The following is a 19,931-nucleotide window of genomic DNA, read 5'->3' on the forward strand; positions in this document are numbered from 1 at the left end:
TCTAACTCTTTCTCGTGCGCAGAAGTGCCGTCCAGATGCCTAATACGATGGCGATAATCAAGAAATAAATCCATGCGATCGCCGTTGCATAGCCGAATCCGGTCGATGTATTGAACATGTTGTCTCGAATCATGGCGATAATTTCATTCAGCGCGAAGGTCGAGATATAGACGATCGTATAAATGAAATTGACGACCACAAGCGGCATCAGCATCGGAAGCGTCAGCTTCCAGAACATCTCCCAGCGCGAAGCGCCGTCGATTCTCGCGGCTTCATAGAGCGCATGGTCGACCTTTTGCAGCCCGGCCAAGAAAATCAAAATTTGCACGCCTGAGAACCAGAGCACCATAATGATCTGTTTGAACAAATACATCACGGGACCGGCAACGGCAGGCGACAAGCTTTCCTTCACCAGCGCGAACATGCCGTAGGATTCGATGTTCGGTATTGTGGTCACGCCTTGGCTGAGCAGTTCATTGATAACCGGGCCGCTCGTAATGATAACCGGCAAGAAGAAGATCGTCCGGAACACGCCGCGGAAGTTAATCTTCTGATTGATCAGCATGGCAATGATCAGGGAGAAGGTCACGATAATCGGCACATTAAGCGCCATATCTCGTAAATAGTGGAGCACTTTCTCGACGAAAGTAGCATCCGACACAAACGCGTATTTGTAGTTGTCCCAGCCCACATAATCGGTCTTGATGCCAAGCGGCGTTACCTTCACCTTCTGAAAGCTTAAGTACAACGAGTAAATCATCGGCCGCAGGGCGAATAAGAAGAATCCGAGGATCCAAGGCGCGACGAATGCCGTACCGACAAGTGCTTTTCTCCGTTTATTCGTCATTCGAATGGCGGCCATTACGGATTCACCTCCATTACTTTAAACCCCAGTGCCGGCACGGAGCCGTTCTTGCTGTCATAGGATTGGCCGTTATAATTCACGATCAATGCTTTTCCGTTTGAATACGTAACCTGGACAACGCCGTCTGTAAGCCATTCGCGTTTCTTCATGGTGGCGTATTGTACAGGTTTCAGCGCATCGTTGACCATCTTGTACGTGCTCACAATATTTTCTTTCCAATCCGCAAACGACGACGCGTACACATCGCTGGAATTGGTGTGCATCAATCGGAAAGACGGCTCGCTCGTTAAATAATAGGAAGGATACGAGCCGGTTTCGATCATTTTGAGCACTTCTTTACGCGGGTTGGCGAAGAAGTTGATCGGCTCGGCAAAATAGTTCCTGTACCCCTTCAGCACGATTTGCTCAAACGGCACTTCTTCACTCGTATACGTATACTGCGAGGAGTGCATCGGTATATTGAGCAGCTCATCTGCATAGCGGAGCATATAATCGTTTGGCTGATACATCGCCATCGATGTCATGGCCGGTTTGAGCATGCCCATAAGCTTGTCATAGGCTGCAGCGGTTTGGCTGCGGCTTGAAACCGTGCTGTCTACCCGCTCGGAGAAGAGCTCAAATGGCGTAATATCCACTGCAACCGAGCCGATTCCCTTCTTGCTGTACTTGCCGAGATTATCGCGCACGACCTGCTGCGCATAGTCAGCCGACATGTAATACATAGAAGGGTATACTTCCTGATAAGTCGGAAGCGTCAGCAGCGACTTATCCAGTTTTCTCGCAGCCCCTGCGCGCGCAGAGAAGTGCTTCGATTCTTTATAAGCGGTCGTGAAATCCGCGTAGTAATAAAGCTTGCCGCCTAACTCTGCAATGCGATCGTTCAGTCCGGCAAAATCCGCTGCCGATCCGAGTGCCGATTCGAAGCTGACCGGAGCAGGATTCGTGCCCGATACCCCGCCTTTGTTCCAGCCTTTATACACAACCGATGGCCGTTTAACGCCTTCGGTATGGAGCTCATCCACCATGGATTCAAGCTGCGCCGCCGTTGTCATGGGAATAATGCCATTTACGAATAATCCTTTCTCCGTTTCCGCACCAAGGACGTCCAAATGAATCGGAATATCATTCTCCGCCGCAGGCTGCGGCTCAGCCGGGAAAGCTCCCTGCTTGATCAAATAATTGCGGTAGTCGTTCGCCATGCCGATATAGCCGGCGTCTTCTCCCTCTAGGAAGGAGTAGCGAAGCCGCATATCTTCCGGATTGCGGTTCTTCTCATAGACGACGATTCCGCCCATCGTGCGGCTTGTCGGCTGCAAATAGGATTCACGGATGAGAAACTGCGCAGTCGCCCAGTTATAAGGCGTATTGACGCCATTGGCGTAGCCGAGAATCTTGGCATTATAGCGGCCATTCTCTACAATCCCAAGCATTGCATGCTGTCCTTCCCCATGGACCATGCCGAAGACGGGAAACTGTGCCGTATAAGGTTCCTTCGCGCCGTCCTTGAGATTGTCCGCTACCCGCGCAATTTCTACCCCGTTATTCGCACCGTAGATTTTCGTCTCATATTGGGTTTTGTATTTGCCTTTATTGTCTGCATACTTGATTAACGCGCCTGACCCGTCCGGGATGAACATGTAGCCGTCGATATCGCCGCCTTTCGTTGCGCCGAGAAACGGATACAGAAACAACGAAGCAAGCTTGCTGTCTGCCCCTTCGATAATGCTCTTCTGCGGAACATTAACGACAACTTGACTGCCTTCAAGCTTCACGACCAGGTCCATGCCGATCTTCAGATCGTTGAAGCGAATCGTCGCCTGAAAGCCTTGATCGATCGGCTTCACTCGCACGCTCTTGTTCGTTTGACTGGTCAGATCCGTGCGTATCGGGTTGTTGTCGGCCTTATTGAAATAATCAATGGAAATCGCCGAATGGATAAAATTCAGCCACAACTCGTTCGCATCCGGCTTGGCGATATCGGAAGCCCAGACATAGCCGGACCGTTTATTGACCACTTGAATGCCCAGCGTGTCTTCCTTCAGCTTCAAGATCAGCTGCTCGTTCTCGGCTACCTGCATATAGTCGGAAGAAAGCGGACTTTGCGCAGCAGGCTTGTCCGGGAAAGCGGCTGCCAGCACTTCGGGGGAAGCCGTATCCTCTTGTTCCTTCGAAGACCCGCCCATATAAAGATGTGCAAAGAATGCCACGCATGCGGCTATCAATCCGAGTGATAGCAGACGTTTTATCCATTTATAGTTCCGCACGCGTAATCATCTCCTGAATGACAGAGTAACCGAAGTCGTAAACCTGATGTAAAATGACGTACACGATAAAGACGACCAAACTGACGATGAGCATCGTGAACAACGTAATGAATAAATTGCGGAACGTTTCCCGAATCGTGTAGTCGTGCACTTCCTTTACCATGATAAAGAGAAGAATGGCGCACCATGCCGTGATGATCGTATTCGCGAAACTAAACAGAAACGAATCATTCAGCGTCAGCCAGTTGGATGCGATCACGACAAACGGATGAAAGATCAGATAAGGGGCCAGGGAGTAGATCGTCCCTTGATAAACCTCAGAGAATTTCCCTTCACCTTCGCTGATCGTGCTGACCAAGTAGTTCGAAATTACCCAGACCGCAAGCGGCACGATCAACATCGCCAGCTCTTTGGTCAGGTTAATGGAGGTCGAATCCGCTTGATTGAAGATAAAGCCGGTATTATACAGCGTGAATACATATTCGATCAGAAGCAGCGCATAAAGCAGCGTTGCTGATAGATTGGATGTTCTGCTCTCTTCTTTCATGCCATAAATGCCGTCCATCGGTTTCTTGATGAAGCGGAATAGGAAGAGCAGCTCTTGGATAATTCGGATATTAAGCATGCGTCTGTTTGCGCGAATTACCGCTCCGAATACCCCCGTTTTGCGATGGATCCATCGCAAAATCGAGCGCAGCAGCATGAGGCCGATGATAATTAAAATGACATTCAGCAGGTGCTGCTGCAGCCAGCGATTGCGAATCTCCCAGAAGGCGTCGGAATAGCCGCCGACATCGTTTGCTTTCTTATATTCGTCCATCGCATCCGCGTACCGCTGCTGTTTGATATAGGCATCTCCGAGCCCTCTGTGCGCCAGGAAGAATAGGCTGTTTCGTTGATCCACTTCGTGCCACGGCTGCTGGCTCTTCACATAGAAACCTTCCTTGTACAGGTCCAGTGCACGATGAACCAGATCCGCGAATTCGGTCGGTTCGTACACTTGGATGATATTTCGTTCTTTATCCGTAATGTAGATATGATCTCCGGAGTCAAGCGCGATGCCCGACCCGTTCAACAGCAACCCTCTGCGTGATTTGCCGTCGTCCGGCGAGCCGGATTGGAACAGCAAGTCGCCTTCGGAGCTGATCTCATAGAAATAACCCTTCTGACTGACTAAGAATATATTGCCGCTGGCGGAAACGAACATGTCCGTATAGGTGGGATCCCAGAATATCCCCGAGGGAAGCAGGTTATACCCGGAAATGTTCAGCCGTTTGATCGACTCGCTCGCATCTCCCTGCGTAACGGTGTACACTAATCCTTTTGCATCGATGGCGATGTTCGTTGGCGTGTTCGGTACGCTCTTGAACAGCTTCTCCATCTGCTTCTCGGTGAAGAAGAACCGCTGCAGCCTCAGCTTCAACGTCGGCTGGGTTTGGTTGGTTCCGAAGAAGCCTACGAAGTCGCCGGCCGGACTCATTTGAATGACTCCGTTGGTCGTGCCCTCGCTAATGATATAGACGTTTCCCCGTTTATCTACGGTAACCTTCATCGGCTTAAACGGCGTGCTTTTACCGTACAAGGGCGAGTCGGGCCTTCCAAATTTCTGCACCACGGCACCTTCGCCGTTGAACTTTAAGACTTGTTCCAACCCGTTGTCCGCTACGAAGATCGCGCCTTTCGCATCCACGAATACGCCTGTTGGCGATTGGAGCACGTCCGCGCCGATCGTGCGAAGCAGCTTGCCGTCTCGCGTAAGCTCGACAATTCGTTTGTTCCCCGTATCCGCGACATAGAGGACGTCCTTCTCATCTATATATATATCCGATGGCCCCAAGAAATCGGTGTCCCCGGCTTTCTCGATCGCACCTACCGGCTCGTAGGCATCGGGTGTCCGGAACGCATCTTGCGAATAGGTTTTATAGGTTGCTTCCGCATGTGCAAAGCCCGGGAATAACGATAGGCAGATTGCAAATGCAGCCATAAGCATGGATAGGGATAATAAACGCGTTCTCATGAGTGCCTCCTGCCTACTTCAATCCGGAATGTGCCATGGTGTTCATGACCTTGCTTTGCAAGAAGATAAAGATAATTAAATTCGGCAGGAACATCAGCAGCGATGCGGCAGCAGACATCCCTTGGCCGGCAACCGTGTTCCCATTCGTGCTGACCAGCGTGCTCATATAGAAGCCCACCGTTTTCATGCTCTCATCGTTCACGTAGTACGACGATGTATCTAGGTTATTCCAGACTGCCTGAAACGCCAGAATCGCTACAGTTGCCAAAGCCGGCTTAATGACCGGAATGATTACTTTGCGGAATACGAGAAACTCGCCTGCTCCGTCCATTACCGCCGCTTCCTTCAATTCATCCGGCACCTGATCGATGAACTGCTTGAGCAGGAACAGACCGATCGGCATTGCCAGCAGCGGCAAAATATGCGCCAAATAGGTGTCCATGATGCCGCTCTCGTCCACGACCAGAAACCGCGGGATCTGCACGGCAATGGGAACAAACATGAGTGCCACCGTATTAATCTCAAACAATGTCGCACGCAGCTTGAATTTCATTTTGGACAAGGTGTATGCCGCCAAGGAGCTGATGAATACCGATAGAAACATGACGCTTAGGGTCACGAACAAGCTATTGAATACATACCGGCTGAACGGAATCCCCGAATCGCCCGTAAATCCCGCAAGCTGCTGAAAGTTCGCAAGCGTTGGATGATGAACGAGAAATTGAGGCGGAAACGCGAACAGCTCATTGACCGGCTTGAATGCATGAAACACGATAAACACGATCGGAAGCATCATCACCATCGCAAGCGGAATTAAGATGACGTAGAATTTCAATTGGCTAGGGTGGAATTTTGACGGATTTATTTTTGTGCCTTGATAAGACATGCAGCGCACCTCCTCTTAATCTTTCTCGCCAAACAGCCTCCAGGACAGCTTGGACAATCCATAGATGCCAACCAGCAAAATAACCGACAATGCTGAGGCGTAGCCCATCTCATAGCGAATTAATCCATAATCGGCAATATGATTGACCATTACCTGCCCGGAATTCTGCGGTGTCGGGTTGCCGCCTGAGAGCTGCACCCCGAGATCGCCGGATTGAAAGGTCGTCACGACCGCCATAACGGCGCCGAACAGCATTTGCGGTTTCATGGACGGAATCGTAATATGAATGATTTCTTGGAATCGATTCTTGATGCCGTCGATATAGCCGGCCTCGTAGATCGATTGATCGATGTTCAGCACGCCGGCAAGCATCGCAAGGAAACCTACGCCCATGCTGCCCCATAACGAAACGATAATCATGATCGACATCAAGTACTCCGGCGACTGCAGCCACTGAATCGGCATATTAATGAGTCCGATGCGCATCAAGAAGGCGTTCAGATAGCCGGTCTGATCCCCACTGAAGAAGATCGACCAAACGACCGTCATCGCGACGCCGATTGTCATCGACGGGGAATAAATGATCAGCGCCAGTATTGTCCGCGGTTTGGGCGAAATTTGCGCAAGCATCCAAGCGAGCAGAAACGAGATGACATAGCCGCCCGGCCCTACGATAAGCGCAAACTTAATCGTATTGGGAAGGACGTTCTGCATAAACACGTCGTCCTGCGTAAAGATTGCCGTGAAATTCTTGAAGCCGATCCACTTGGGCAGCTCGATCGTATTGAAGCTCGTAAACGACAGGTAGATCGCGACTAAGACGGGAACGACGATAAACATGAAGAACATCAGAAGATAAGGCGATAAATACCAATAAGCTTCGTATTTTTTTGGTTTCTTCATTTCTTTTCAACCCACTTATCTATCGTATTGATTGTCGGGACCGGGTTTGGTTTCACGAGTTTGCCGTCCTTGTAGAACCCGAATTCCTCCATCTTCTTATCGATCTCGCGATTCGCCCGAATGACGGAATCATCGATAGCGGTACGCGGATTATCTCCGCTGAACACGACGCTGTTATACACATTGCTGAGTTCCCGTTCAACCATATAAGCGCCCGGTACACGCGAAGCTTCGCGTACCCACTTGCTCTGCTCGAGAATGACCTGCTTATCTTCCTCCGGCCATGCGGACTGGGCAAAAGCATCCATATTCGCGCTGTTCCACATGAACAGCGGGCCAAACGTCGTCTGCTGCAGGTTCGCATATTCCACCTGAACGCTCGTGGAAACCCACCATTTCAGGAATGTCCATGCCTCATCCTCATGCTTGGATCCTTTAAAGATCATGCCTGTCGCGCCGCCGGCCGGAGACCACCGCTGCACGACACCGTCTTGGAGCATGCCGGGGTGAAGCGCGACCTTCCAGCTGTTCGCAATTTCCGGAGCAGCCGCTCTAAGCTGCAGGTAGCTCGTTAAATCAGAAATGCCGATCGGCAGCGTTCCATTCCGGAAGTGCTGGTAGAAGCTCGGTACATCCTGCGGCAGGTTATAGATGGTAAACAGGTCGGTCATGAATTTAATGCCCTTCAGCGCCTGCTCGCTGTTTATCGCCGTCTTCGTTCCTTCGCTGTTAAACAACTCGCCGTTCGCCTGATAGATGAACGGGGTCGTAGCATTGAGCGGTTTAAAGCCTTTGTACTGGGCAAGCGGATCAAAGAAGTTCATGCCTAAGCGCTGCAATTCGGGCAGCATATTGACGACATCATCCCAAGTGTCCGGCACGGCAAGCTTCAAATTATCCAGAATATCCTTGCGGTAAAACATCACCCAGAAGTTCTGCGTCTCCGGAAGCGCATAGATGCCGTTCCCATAGGCAAGCGGAATCATCATGCCTTTGGAGAAAGGCTTCACGACTTGATCGAAATCATCGAATTTGCGCAGGTCGACTGCCGCATTACGGACGGCAAGATCATAAGGAATCCAGCTCTCTACGCCAAGCGCTGCATCCGGCTGACTCCCCGTGGCGTTAGCCAGAACAAGCTTATTCTGATCCGGCATGATCGAGAGCTTGACCGCAACCCCCGTCTCCGGCGTAAATTCCTCATCGATGAGCTTCTGCATCAGCTCGACTTCAGGTCTTGAGCGGTTGATCCACACGTTCAGCTCGGAGCTCGACTTGGCCGAGGCGGAATACGACTGTTTCGTAAACGAAAGGAAGAACCGTTTAACCGACTCTTTCAAGCGAGTGAATAAACCTGCGTTTGCCTTCGGGAGGTTCCCTTGCTGGTAAACATAGAGTTTGTCGATCAGCATCGGAGATTGCGAAACACGCTGCAGCAGGTCGCCGAGCAATTGGGATACGGAGGACCCGCCTTCCGAGAATAGAGGCATTCGATTAGGCAGCTTATCCGGTGCTTCTGCAAGCGAACGAAGCTGCTTCGCCGCCGTCCTGAGGTTGATCAATTCGACGATTTCATCCATATCAGGATTAAGCTTCTGAATTGTGATGTACGCCTGATCAAGCTGATCTGCCCATGCGCTCAGCGTTTGATCCAGGTTCGGAATATACTCGGTCAAATTCCAATCCCGATAAGCATCCATGCGATTGCCGGTCAGCTTCTTGATCTCCAGCGACAGCCGGCTGATTTTTTTCATCTGGCTCTCAATATCTTCGATCAGCGGCCTAATCGGATCTAAATCAACAGTCATCGTGAATAGATGCTTGCCCTTGGTCAAGTAGAACTCATAAGGCTCGCCGTCCGCTCCCAGTGTCTCGTTCTGCCATTTCTTACTGTAGAGAAACGCACTATGCGCTGCCTCTTGGAAAGGGACTATACCGTCTACTTTAATTTCACGAAAAACAGGCATGCCTTTCAAAGCGTCCTGCTTATATTTCATAGCGATCTTGTAGTAGCCATCCTGCGGGGCATCGATTTCCCATGAAGCGGCTTGTCCTCCGTCCATCCATGAGCCGCCAAACGCATTAAGCAGCTGTCTCTTCGTATCGTACGGGGTCATGCCCGGCTCAGTGACGGGAACTGCCCGCATCGAGGAGCTGTTCTTATACTTCGGGCTCTCTGCTTCGATGACAATCGGTGTATGCATGTCCTTGTTGTCGTCTGACGCGTCCCTTTGCTGATTCGAATACGTCTCATAGCTATCTATCTCAGAAGGGGAGTCTACTGTGATGTCGCCCAGCAGCAAATCTCCTCTTGTACTAGCAATGGTTATGGTATTTAAGCCTTTGTTCAATTTGTACTTAAGCGGTTTCATAAACAGGTAGCTCGCGTCTATCGCGTATGTATGCTGCCATACTTTCACCTTCTCCGGACGGGGCAGCAATTCATTACCGTAACGGTCGTACTTTTCTTTGAGCAGCTGGTTCTCCCACAAATTAGGGAACAGAATTCTACGGCTTTCATAGAACGGATAGCTGTGATTGACCTGAATATAACCTTCCGTCGGCATAATGCCGTCATCGGTTACAAGATAATCAAATCCAATTTGGTAGAGGCCTTCTTGATCGACTTCGACCTGAACGGTCACTTGCGAGCCTTGCGACAGTCGCACGGTTTCGGATGGATAACCTTGGCTGCCCGACTTTGCGACAACAAGGTCTTTGTTTAGGGGATCCGCACTGGGTTCCACGAGCTGGTCAACATGCGGAATGACAGGAACTTTTGACCATTCCTTCAGCATTTGAGAATAGGTTTTCTCAAGCTGGTTCATTTCGGCGGTCCCAGCCTTGGCCGGCGCAGATTGTTCATTGGCGGCAGCTTCGCCTTCAGCTGCAGCCGTCAGCGGATGACAAGCCCCGATAATAAGAGATGCGATGAGCGATGTTGAAAATAAAGTGCGAAACGGTTTTTTCATAGTCTCTTCCCTACCTATGCTTATTAATGCCATAAGTGTGAAAGAGGTTATCTTTCACACTTATGGGCGACATTTGCTATGAAATTTATTGATTCTCGAGCATCTTCGCTCTTGCGCTCGCAACAAACTCGTTTACTTTATCCTCGAATTCTTTGGCTTTGTCAGCGACTTTATATTCACCGGACATCAGCTTCTCCGTGAACTTGTTCTCGGTATCCCATGCCGCGAAATCATTCCAGCCCGGAACAATCGGATATGGAACCGCGTTAGACATCAGCTTCATGACTTCTTTCTCGCCCGGCAAAGTCAGGTTGGCTTCCAGCTTCGCCCATACTTCAGGTTGATCGGCTACCGGATACTTCGTAACTGGCTGTCCGGCTGCTTTCTCGATGTCGATGCGCTTCAAGAAACCTTCTTGGCCCCAAGTCATGAATTTAGCAAGCTCGTAAGCCGCTTCAGGATATTTAGTCGTAGAGGAAACACCTACGAAGTCTACGATAGTCGGAATGCGTTGACCTGCTTTGCCGGCAGGCATCGGATAGAAATCAACATCCCCTGCGCCGCCTTTCTTCATCTCGCCCGGAATCCAGCCCATGTTCCAAGAGAAATCGACTGCCATCGCAACATGTCCTTTTTGGAATGTCCACGAGCCTTCGTCGCCCCATAGCTTCTTCTTCTCTTCGCCTGTCATCACATCATCGACCTTCGTGCGGCGAAGCTCTAGTTTCAAGTTGTATGCGTCGATCCACTGCTGGTTCGTGAAGTGGAACTTCTCTCCGTCATACGTGTTCCAACCGATTTCGTTGTCGTTGTTCATAGGTACCCACTCTTGGAAAGCCAGATCGCCCCAAGGTCCGCCGATACCATAGTAATGTTGATCCGGCTTCGAGAACTTCTTCGCCAAATCGATCATTTCGTCGAACGTCCAGTTGTAACTTGGCAATGGCACATTGTTTTTCTCAAACAACGTTTTATTCACGAATACGCCTTCCGCGAATTGGAAGTTTGCCATCGCATAACGTTTTCCGTTAAATACGGCCATTTCGGCAAGGTTCTTATACACCTGCTTGGACTCCTCGTCTTTATCCCAGTAAGGGCTCAGATCGAGCAGCCAATCGCTTGTAATCGCCAGCGGGATATCTTTCATCCCGAAAACGTCCGGCATCGTGCCTGCAGCTGCTGCTGCCGTCAGCGTAGGCTCAGGCGGGAACGTGATGCTCTTGTCATGCTCGACGGTGATGTTCGGATATTTCTCCATAAAAGCCTTCATCATGTCATCTTCGATCTTGCTGTCGCCGCCGTCAGCGTATTTCAACGTAAACTTCTCCGTCATCCATGCCGGCTTCTCTTCCGGTGCGTTCGTTGCTTCGGTTGCCGGTTCATTAGCCGGCTCCGTGCTCGCTGTATTATCAGCGGCATTCTCGGTCGAATTGTTCTTCCCTGAGCATCCTGCTAACATCGTCAATACAACAGCGAGAATCATAAACACAGTGATAAACTTGCCGGATTTCATTGAGAATCCCCCACTTCGATTTATGTTGATACACACATAAAGTGTAATGTATCCGATAGCAACGGAAGGCCGTTTGCCTTCAGAATTTATGGAATCGATTTCATTAATTAATCCATTAGAAACGATTCAATAGGACTTATGGCCGATATTTTAGTGAAATCGATTTCAATTTCACTCAATAGAAACGCATTGTCACGCTCTATTAAACTCCGATGACTGACGCACGATCAATTGAGACTCCACGATTGATACGCGAGGCAAATCAAACACGCCGTTCATGCTGCGGATCAGTTTATCCGCGATTAATGAGCCCATGTCATTCTTCGGTTGATTAATCGTACTTAACGAAGGGGTCAAATACTTGGATACCCTGTCGTTATCGACGCCGATAATCGCCAATTCGCTCGGAATGCTGATCCCCGCTTCATTGCAGTATTCGTATACACCGAGCGCCATTTCGTCATTGGCCGAGAAAATGGCCGTGAACACTGCACCCTTCCCCTTCAGCCGCTTCATCGCCGCATAACCGCCGGTTTCGTTGAAGTTGCCATTCTCGACAAGCTCCGGCCGAAAAGGTATTCCATGTGCGCCTAAAGCTTTAATGTACCCTTCCAGGCGATCATAGCTGTCCTTTGCATTGGCATAGCCGCTAAGGAAAACGATATCCCGATGCCCTTGCGCAATCAAATGCTCAACCGCTTCTTTGGCTGCTTTCACATTGTCCGTATGTACGCTAAACACGTTCTCATGATCAATGCTGCGACCGACAAGGCCAACCATATAGCCTCTCTCGGCAACGTTCAGCACTTCCTTCTCCGGCAGCAGCGAGGCGACCAGTATCAGGCAATCGACACTCCGATCCGTGAGCAGACGCAGATATTCCCGCTCGATCTCCATATCGTTCTGGGTATCACAGATAACGACTTTATACTTCTGCGAGTAAGCCTTATTCTGAATGCCCTTCACGATGTCCGCATTGTAGGAAACCTTAATGTCCGACACGATAACGCCAATGGTCATCGTTTTCTGCTGCCTTAAATTCTTGGCTGCAGCATGCGGGACATACTTCAGGTCCTCAATGACTTTGAGAACCGCGTCTCTCGTTTTCGGTTTCACGATCGGATTGTTGTTAAGCACCCGGGAAACCGTCGCTTGAGAAACGTTAGCGATTTTTGCGACATCTACAATCTTAATGTCCATTATGCATTCGCCTTTTCTCTAAGTTTATGACACCCAATCAGTGACTGGTAGATACAGTCATGAATACGCTTTTTTTGGTGCCTTAGTTTTAAGATACCATCCTTTGAAAACGATTTCAATATTTTGTTTCAAAGCCATTTTCGTTGCGCCTTACCACGAACCTAAAAGGATAGAGTGGAAACCTGAAATCAGGCTTCCACTCCAAATTAATGTCTATTTAGTTCTCATCCTTGAACTTCTCGTTCACTTTATCGATGGCATCCTGCAAGCCAAGTCCCATTTGCTCATCGGCAAATTGCTTGAGCGCTGCTTTAATGTCATCGTTGCCCATGACCAGCTTCGTTACCAAGCCATCGATGTCTCCGCCGCCCGTGCTAAGCGAGCTTGCATACGAATTGACAACCCAGTTTACTGGCGCTTTCTCTCCGGTTTTGAGCGCTTCCGCCTCAACGCCGTCCAGATATTGTTGAACCTGCTCCGTCTCCGTCGAACCGTAACCATCGATGTAGCGCACGCCATCCGTCCAGATGGACAGACCGTTGAACACCGTTGTGGACGGGTACTTCTTAGCTAGATCGAAATCCTTCTCGCCTGCATGCTTGTTAATGATTTTATCGCCGTTCGGCTCCCAATCCACGCCTTCAAGACCGTAGAATACCGTCTTCTGGCCTTCCGGCGAAGCGAGCCAATCAAGCAGGGCAAGAATGCGCTCTTGCTTCTCGTCGCTGACTTCTCCGTTAAAGAGCGTGCCGGACCAGTAGTCGAAATAACCGTACAGGTAGTTCTTGCCATCGGCTGCCGGGATGTTCGGCAAGATTTTGACATGGTCGATGATTTTCGAACCCGGATTAGCTGCCGTCCAGCCCGGAATCATGCCTGTCATCGTTTTCACCGTTGTTACGATTGCAGCTGCCTTACCTTGGTTAAACTTGCCGTCGGCGTCCATATTAGGAACAGCAAAGTCCTTATCCATCAGACCGGATTTGAACAGATCGCGCTCACGTTCAACCACTTCGGCATATCCGTCCGTCATCCAGCCCGGAATCCATTTGCCATCTACCTTCTGCCACCAGCCGCCGCCCGGAGCGACGTTGTGGAAGACGCTGTCGTGCGTCCAACCGATATTGTTTGTGGTAAGACCGATAACGCCTTTTTTGTCGGCTATCGTTTTCAATACGTTTTTCAGTTCATCGTATGTCGTTGGATCTTTGAGACCCAGCTCTTCCATCCAATCCTTACGGATCAGAATACCGCGGTCATTCGGCAGCTCATTGCGGTTAGCGAGCATCCTTGGCACGAAGTAACTCTTGCCGTCGGCTGCATTCGCGCCTTGAACATCCGGAAGATCGATATATTTCTTCAGATTCGGGAATTTGCTCATATCGTCAGGCAGCGCTTTAATGATGCCTTGATCTACCCATTGATTGAACAAGTCGCCGCTTGTTGCATCCGAGAAGAAGGCATCGGGCAGTTGACCGGAAGCGGCCCACAGCTTAGTTCTGTCGGAGTAATCGCTCCACGATTCGTTAACCGGTTTAATGGTAATATTGAATTTCTCTTGAATCATCTTCAGCAGGTCGTCCTCTTGGCCCTCTTTAATCGCAGATGCGATATCAAAGTACGCAATGGACACCTCCAGATGATCCTTGAAAAGATCAGCTTCCGCAGCATTGCCGTTGCCTGTGTTCGAAGCAGCATTATTCGTAGCCGCTGTATTGCCTGTGTTGTTATTCGCTGTATCATTGTTCGATCCACAGCCTGTCAGCAAACCGGTTGCAAGCAGCGCCGTGCTAAGACCTACGGTAAGAGCTTTTCTGTTCTTCATATCTCTTATATCCCCCTCAAGTAATGTATCTTCTTTCAAGGCCCCGTTACTGGTAATCAGCTTCAAAGGAGTTATCCTTTGATCGAACCGATCATCACCCCCTTGGCGAAATACTTTTGCAGGAAGGGATAAACGGCCATGATCGGCAGGCTTGTTACCATAATGGCTGCCATTTTGAGCGAATCCTGCGGAATTTTCACTTTCGATTGGTCGATAACCGATACGCCGTTATTCATGCTTAATATTTGAGAAATACTGGTCAACATGTTGCGCAGCATAAGCTGCATCGGATATTTGTCCGCATCGGTCAAGAACAGCATCGGCGTATACCAGTCGTTCCAGCGATCCACCGCGTAGAAGAGCGAGATGGACGCAATGACAGGCATCGAGGTCGGAATGACGATGCGCATCAGAATCGCGAAATCGCCCGCCCCATCGATCTTAGCCGACTCCTCCAGACTTGAGGGGAAATCCCGGAAGAAGGAGAGCATAATCCAAATGTAGAACGTATTGAGCGCCGATGGGAGAATCATCACCCAGTAGCTGTTCTGCAAGCCAACACCCTTAATCGTCAAGTAATACGGGATGAGTCCGCCACCGAAGAACATGGTGAAGATAATAAAGCCCATAATATATTTCCAGCCCGGCATGCCTCTCTTGCTTAATGCGTAAGCGGCTACCGTCGTTAGGAACAAGCTGAGGAACGTTCCAATGAGTGTAACGGATATCGAGACCGTAAAGGCTCTGCCGACGCCGTATTTAATAATTTGCTCATAGCCTTCAAGCGTAAAGGCCGTCGGCCAGATCAAGCCGGTCGGCGTTCCGAAAGAGCTGATCAATACCGTGTAGAAAGGAAATATGGCTGCCAGCGCCGCGAGAATGAATATAGCATGCAGGACGACGTCCGCACTGCTCTTTCCCCTGTTTGCCAAACGATGCTCGTCTTGTGCTCCTGCGTTCTGATTTACAATCGTAGTTTCTGCCATTTACATCAGCCCCTCCTGACCCATACGTTTCACGAAATAGTTAGCAAGCAGTAAGAGGGCCAAACTGATAACCGACTTGAACAGGCCGACTGCCGTAATAATGCCGAAACCAAGATTGACTCTGCCGGAGAACGAGAGCCGGTACATAAACGTATCGAGAATGTCCGCGACATCGTAAACGCCGGGGCTGTACAGGTTGAAAATTTGATCGAAGCCGCCGTTCATAATCCCGCTGACGGCCAGGATAAGCATCATCGCAGCAACGCCGTTAATGGAAGGCCATGTAATGTGAAGCATCTGCTTCCATCTATTCGCGCCATCCATATAAGCGGCTTCGTAGAGCTCCGGACTGATCCCCGCTATAGCGGCAAGATAGATAATCGCGCCCCAGCCCGCTTCTTTCCATATATTCGTTGTATAGAGCAAGCCTCTAAACGTATCCGGATCCGATAGCAAGCTGACATTCTCAAGCCCAAGATGCGAAATCACCAGATGTACCGCACCCGTGTTACCGAGGATATTAACGAGAATACCGCCAAGCACGACCCAAGACAGGAAATGAGGAAACGTGAATACGGTTTGGTACAGCTTCTTCAGCTTGGAGCCTGCAACCTCGTTAAGCAGCAGCGCTACGATAATGGCCATCGGAAACTCGATGATCAGCCTGCCGATGCTGATGACGATCGTATTTTGGAACGCGGTCCAGAAGTCGGAATACTTGAAAATGTACCGGAAGTTGTCCAGTCCCACCCACGGACTGCCCAGTATACCCTTGTTGTACATAAATTTCTTGAAGGAGAGCGTGACGCCGTACATGGGGATGTACGCGAAGATCGCATAATAGACGACAACGGGCACTAAGAACAAATAAAACATTTTATACTGCATGATCCGTTTCCAAAGCGCTGTACCGTTCAAATGAACCATCTCCAATATGCATATGTCGTCTTACCTGCTGTACTGTTTGGTATAGACATATATTAGCCGCAAATGAAAGCGCTTCCCATGTACAAAACATAGCTGCTTTTGTCCTTATACTCGGAGTTTTCAGGAGCTCTTTGTCCTTAGATCTAACAAATAGACAAAAATAAATAACCATTGTCTATTTTCACAAGAAGAACCTTGCTGAAATGAAAAAAGACGGCTGGATGCCGTCTTCACATGCTCGCCCGATATTCCCGCGGCGTCTTGCCGACAATTTTCTTGAATATTTTGCTGAAATAATAAGCATCGGGATAGCCGGCACGCTCACCGACACGGTGGATCGGCAGGTTGCTGTTCCTCAGCAGCTCACAGGCATGGCGGACGCGAAGCTCAGCCAGGTAATCCGTAAACGATTGGCTGACATGCTTGATAAACAGCTGACTGATATAATTCCGGTTCATATAAAATTCATCCGCCAGCATCTGAAGCGAGAGATTCTCGTGGTAATGATTGTTCACGTACTCAATGACGGCAACGAATGATTCGCTGCGGAAATGCCCTTGATGGTACATGCCGCCCAAGTACGCCCCGGACATCCGTTTCAAATCCTGGATCAATTCCCCGATATCCTGATAACGCTCGATCAATCGTTCATAGTCGACCAGCAGGTATCTGGCAAGCTTCTCCGATTCGTGATTCTGCGAGTGAATAATGGTCGTTAATACGGTGTTATGGAGGAAGAAGGCGTGCTTGATCTGATAACAGCCGGTACGAAACAACTGCTCATATTGATCATATAAGGCCATCAATTCAGACAAGTTGCGATTCTGAAGTGCAGCGGGAAGCTGCTTGAAGTCCGAGAAGCCCTTCGACTCGCCAACTTGGAGTACGGTTGGCTCGCCGGTTATAAAGTATTGAAAGGCTGCCATTTCAGCATCCTCAATAGCTCCCTTCAGCTCTGCAACATGATGGAATAGTCCGCTGATTCCGATGCCCCGGAAGGTGGAGCTGCTGTTCGCCAAATGCTCGTAAAGCGATACAGGCTGATCCTCTTCCGTCGCAATATACATGCTTTTACCGCCGCCAGCGCTCAGCTTCAAGTGACGATACGGACGAAGCAGATTCGCGTCCGCAACATCCAAGCCGACGACGACGCGCAAGCCGCTTGCAGCATCAAAGCCGGCATTGCTCAGCAGCTTCAGTACCCGTTCACTGCCCTCTTGCTTATCCTCCACAATCCACTCCAGCACGGAAGGCACATCCTTGGCCGAACGTTCATCCAGCCTCTCCTTGGCTTTCTTAAGCAGCGGAATGATCTCCTCTTCCTCGATTGGCTTCAGACAATACCCGATCGCCCCTAAGTTCATGCATTTCTGCACGTAAGAGAACTCCGCGAAGCCGCTGACGACAATGAAGAGCGTGTCCAGCTGCAGCTCGTTGCATTTCTTAATGAGCTCCAATCCGCTGATCTGCGGCATCCGAATATCGATGAACGCCAAATCGGGAATGAGCTCCTGCATGAGCTGAAGCGCTCTTGGACTCTGCGTTTCGGTGGCGATAATGTCAAACCCATAGCGAGACCATTCGATGCCATCCAGCAGATTCTTCACGACCCACTGCTCATCATCAACGATCATAGCTCTATACATGGTCAGCCCTTCCTTCCATCTGAATGGGGATTCGGATCGTAACGACAGTTCCTTGATTTTCTTGGCTCCAAATATCCAGTCCGTAGTCATGTTCATATTGGAATTGCAGTCGATGATGGACATTCAGCAGTCCTACACCGGCTTCCTTGCCGGAATCCGTCCCACGATTCCTTGCATGAAGCTGACTCTTCAGGCCGGCCAGCTTATCCTTGGACATACCGATGCCGTCATCGCTGACCGTCAGGATAAGATCATGTCCGCTGTTCAGATCGTAATGAGCGGTAATGGTCAGCGTTCCTTGTTCGTATCTCGGCTCCAGACCGTGAAAGACAGCGTTCTCGACGAGCGGCTGCAGAATCATTTTCGGTACAATCGTTCCCTTCAATGACTCCGGGATCTCGTACTTAAAGGCGAAACGATGGGAGAATCGAATCATCTGAATGTTCATATAAGCTTCCGCAATGCGAATTTCATCCGATAGCGATACGGTGTCCTGTCCTTTGATGCTATAGCGGAATATCCGCGATAACGCTCCGGTCATCTCCCGAATTTCCGGCACGCCGCGCTCGGAAGCCAGCCCGCGAATCGTATCCAGCGTGTTATAGAGAAAATGCGGATTGACCTGGCTCTTCAGAAAATCAAATTCGGCCCGCTTCTTCTCGATCTCCGACTTTAACAGCCGATCATTGGAATCGACGAGCTGCCCGGTAAGATCCTGCACGTCCGAGAGCATTTGATTGTACCGGATGCCGATAACCTCGGCTTCAGCCGAGCCTTGCAGGTCTACCCGTTTGTTCAAATCTTCTTTATGATGGATTCTCATATAGTGATAAAGTTTGCGCAGCGGCAAAATCATATTGTTCAATATAAGGAAAAACGGAATGAGGAGCAGCAAGATCCCGACGGTTAACGCGATAATAGTCTGCTTCCGCAGCTTGCGGATATCCTTGAAGAAGACATCATCGGGAATCAAGCGGACGAATTTCCCGCCGATCTGGGGCAGCTCCTTCACTTGAATATGCTGCAGCTCACCATCCAGCTCCACTAGGCCGCTCTCAAGTCCATTGCTTGGAAAGCTGAATGGTTGTCCGATCTTATGGCGAACATTGCTCATGAATATCGTGTTATTCCGATCCAGCAGGTACACGCTCGTTCCGGGCTGGAGGGATTTGATGTCATAGCCGCCGGTAAGCGTCGTCGCGTCGATAAGCAGAACGATCTGTCCGATTTCGTTGGTATAACGGTTATGAATGTCGCTCGAGAAAATATTCGTACCGACAGCGAAGCAATATCGCTCGATCCCTATGTTCTTGCAGGTTTGGATGGCTGAGAAATACGAATCCGCCTTCTTCGGCATTGTGACGTTAATCTGATTCAGCGTACTGCCCTGCAGCGAGAAGGTTTCGCCATTCTTGCCGATAATCAGGAAATCCAAGATCCCCGGCTTAACCGTAGATAAGTTGATAAACAAATTCTTCAGCGTCGGATAACGCTGCAGCTTGGACAAGGGATCCTCGTCCAGCAAATAATCCTGGATCGACTTATTATAGGCGACATTGTAGGTCAACCATTTCACGACATCATAATTCGATAGAATCGTTTGTTCGATCTGGCTGAACATGTCGTTGGTATAGACTTCATTGTTCTTGGTCAGAAAGGCAGCGCTCCGGCTGTAGTTAAACAGCAGAATGGCGATAATTAAGCCCATTGTTAAGGTAGCAATGAGAAACATCTGCCCTCTGATGGGCAGCTTGCGCAACACATTCATAGTCTGTCATCCTGCCTCGATCGATATTGAAACGTTTCAACTCCAATTCCGATTATAGCACATATGATGAAACCGCTGTCAGTGTCCTTAATGCCGAGGCACAAAAAAAAGCGTGCAGTTCCTATTCATTGGGAATGAAAGGAATTGCACGCTTCTATT

The 19,931-nt window shown here is 49.7% G+C and carries 13 protein-coding genes; all 13 read right to left on the reverse strand.

Features of this window, described 5'->3' with window-relative positions:
* Position 1: 1 nt before the first annotated feature.
* Positions 2 to 862 carry a carbohydrate ABC transporter permease gene (locus I8J30_RS22715; RefSeq protein WP_210662023.1) on the reverse strand — a complete coding sequence of 287 codons (861 nt, stop codon included), beginning with the start codon at positions 860 to 862 and terminating at the stop codon, positions 2 to 4.
* Complete coding sequence (locus tag I8J30_RS22720) at positions 862 to 3,129, reverse strand: DUF5696 domain-containing protein (RefSeq protein ID WP_210662025.1); 2,268 nt, start codon at positions 3,127 to 3,129, stop codon at positions 862 to 864. Before I8J30_RS22720 ends, I8J30_RS22715 begins: the two co-directional genes overlap by 1 nt.
* Complete coding sequence (locus I8J30_RS22725) at positions 3,116 to 5,146, reverse strand: YIP1 family protein (protein WP_210662027.1); 2,031 nt, start codon at positions 5,144 to 5,146, stop codon at positions 3,116 to 3,118. The genes I8J30_RS22720 and I8J30_RS22725 overlap by 14 nt, the downstream gene beginning before the upstream one ends.
* 13 nt (positions 5,147 to 5,159) lie before the next feature.
* A complete protein-coding gene (locus tag I8J30_RS22730; RefSeq protein WP_210662029.1) occupies positions 5,160 to 6,032 on the reverse strand; it encodes a carbohydrate ABC transporter permease in 873 nt (290 codons plus the stop codon).
* Positions 6,033 to 6,047: 15 nt separating this feature from the next.
* Positions 6,048 to 6,935, reverse strand: a complete 888-nt coding sequence (locus I8J30_RS22735; RefSeq protein ID WP_210662031.1) for a carbohydrate ABC transporter permease — start codon at positions 6,933 to 6,935, stop codon at positions 6,048 to 6,050.
* The gene (locus I8J30_RS22740) at positions 6,932 to 9,907 is read right to left on the reverse strand and encodes an extracellular solute-binding protein (protein WP_210662033.1); all 2,976 of its coding nucleotides are present in this window, start codon (positions 9,905 to 9,907) and stop codon (positions 6,932 to 6,934) included. The genes I8J30_RS22735 and I8J30_RS22740 overlap by 4 nt, the downstream gene beginning before the upstream one ends.
* 85 nt (positions 9,908 to 9,992) lie before the next feature.
* Entirely contained in the window at positions 9,993 to 11,420 is a 1,428-nt protein-coding gene (locus I8J30_RS22745; protein ID WP_210662035.1) for an ABC transporter substrate-binding protein, read from the reverse strand.
* A gap of 192 nt (positions 11,421 to 11,612) precedes the next feature.
* Positions 11,613 to 12,620: a LacI family DNA-binding transcriptional regulator gene (locus I8J30_RS22750; RefSeq protein WP_210662037.1), complete on the reverse strand. Its 1,008-nt coding sequence runs from the start codon at positions 12,618 to 12,620 to the stop codon at positions 11,613 to 11,615.
* Positions 12,621 to 12,837: 217 nt separating this feature from the next.
* Positions 12,838 to 14,445 carry an extracellular solute-binding protein gene (locus I8J30_RS22755; RefSeq protein ID WP_210662039.1) on the reverse strand — a complete coding sequence of 536 codons (1,608 nt, stop codon included), beginning with the start codon at positions 14,443 to 14,445 and terminating at the stop codon, positions 12,838 to 12,840.
* A 71-nt stretch (positions 14,446 to 14,516) separates the two neighbouring features.
* The gene (locus tag I8J30_RS22760; protein ID WP_210662041.1) at positions 14,517 to 15,431 is read right to left on the reverse strand and encodes a carbohydrate ABC transporter permease; all 915 of its coding nucleotides are present in this window, start codon (positions 15,429 to 15,431) and stop codon (positions 14,517 to 14,519) included.
* Complete coding sequence (locus I8J30_RS22765; RefSeq protein WP_240548296.1) at positions 15,432 to 16,349, reverse strand: ABC transporter permease; 918 nt, start codon at positions 16,347 to 16,349, stop codon at positions 15,432 to 15,434.
* A gap of 239 nt (positions 16,350 to 16,588) precedes the next feature.
* Entirely contained in the window at positions 16,589 to 18,004 is a 1,416-nt protein-coding gene (locus I8J30_RS22770; RefSeq protein ID WP_210662043.1) for a response regulator, read from the reverse strand.
* Positions 17,997 to 19,772 (reverse strand): sensor histidine kinase, encoded by a 1,776-nt coding sequence (locus I8J30_RS22775; protein ID WP_210662045.1) that lies wholly within the window; start codon positions 19,770 to 19,772, stop codon positions 17,997 to 17,999. Before I8J30_RS22775 ends, I8J30_RS22770 begins: the two co-directional genes overlap by 8 nt.
* Between the last annotated feature and the right edge of the window lie 159 nt (positions 19,773 to 19,931).

Origin of the sequence: Paenibacillus lignilyticus, from assembly GCF_017942085.1 — a bacterium.
Taxonomy (GTDB): Bacteria; Bacillota; Bacilli; order Paenibacillales; family Paenibacillaceae; genus Paenibacillus_Z; species Paenibacillus_Z lignilyticus.

Coding starts and splice junctions, on each gene's coding strand:
- I8J30_RS22715 (WP_210662023.1), bottom strand. CDS start 862: ATGGCCGCCATTCGAATGACGAATAAACGGAGAAAAGCACTTGTCGGT.
- I8J30_RS22725 (WP_210662027.1), bottom strand. CDS start 5,146: ATGAGAACGCGTTTATTATCCCTATCCATGCTTATGGCTGCATTTGCA.
- I8J30_RS22730 (WP_210662029.1), bottom strand. CDS start 6,032: ATGTCTTATCAAGGCACAAAAATAAATCCGTCAAAATTCCACCCTAGC.
- I8J30_RS22735 (WP_210662031.1), bottom strand. CDS start 6,935: ATGAAGAAACCAAAAAAATACGAAGCTTATTGGTATTTATCGCCTTAT.
- I8J30_RS22740 (WP_210662033.1), bottom strand. CDS start 9,907: ATGAAAAAACCGTTTCGCACTTTATTTTCAACATCGCTCATCGCATCT.
- I8J30_RS22745 (WP_210662035.1), bottom strand. CDS start 11,420: ATGAAATCCGGCAAGTTTATCACTGTGTTTATGATTCTCGCTGTTGTA.
- I8J30_RS22750 (WP_210662037.1), bottom strand. CDS start 12,620: ATGGACATTAAGATTGTAGATGTCGCAAAAATCGCTAACGTTTCTCAA.
- I8J30_RS22755 (WP_210662039.1), bottom strand. CDS start 14,445: ATGAAGAACAGAAAAGCTCTTACCGTAGGTCTTAGCACGGCGCTGCTT.
- I8J30_RS22760 (WP_210662041.1), bottom strand. CDS start 15,431: ATGGCAGAAACTACGATTGTAAATCAGAACGCAGGAGCACAAGACGAG.
- I8J30_RS22770 (WP_210662043.1), bottom strand. CDS start 18,004: ATGTATAGAGCTATGATCGTTGATGATGAGCAGTGGGTCGTGAAGAAT.
- I8J30_RS22775 (WP_210662045.1), bottom strand. CDS start 19,772: ATGAATGTGTTGCGCAAGCTGCCCATCAGAGGGCAGATGTTTCTCATT.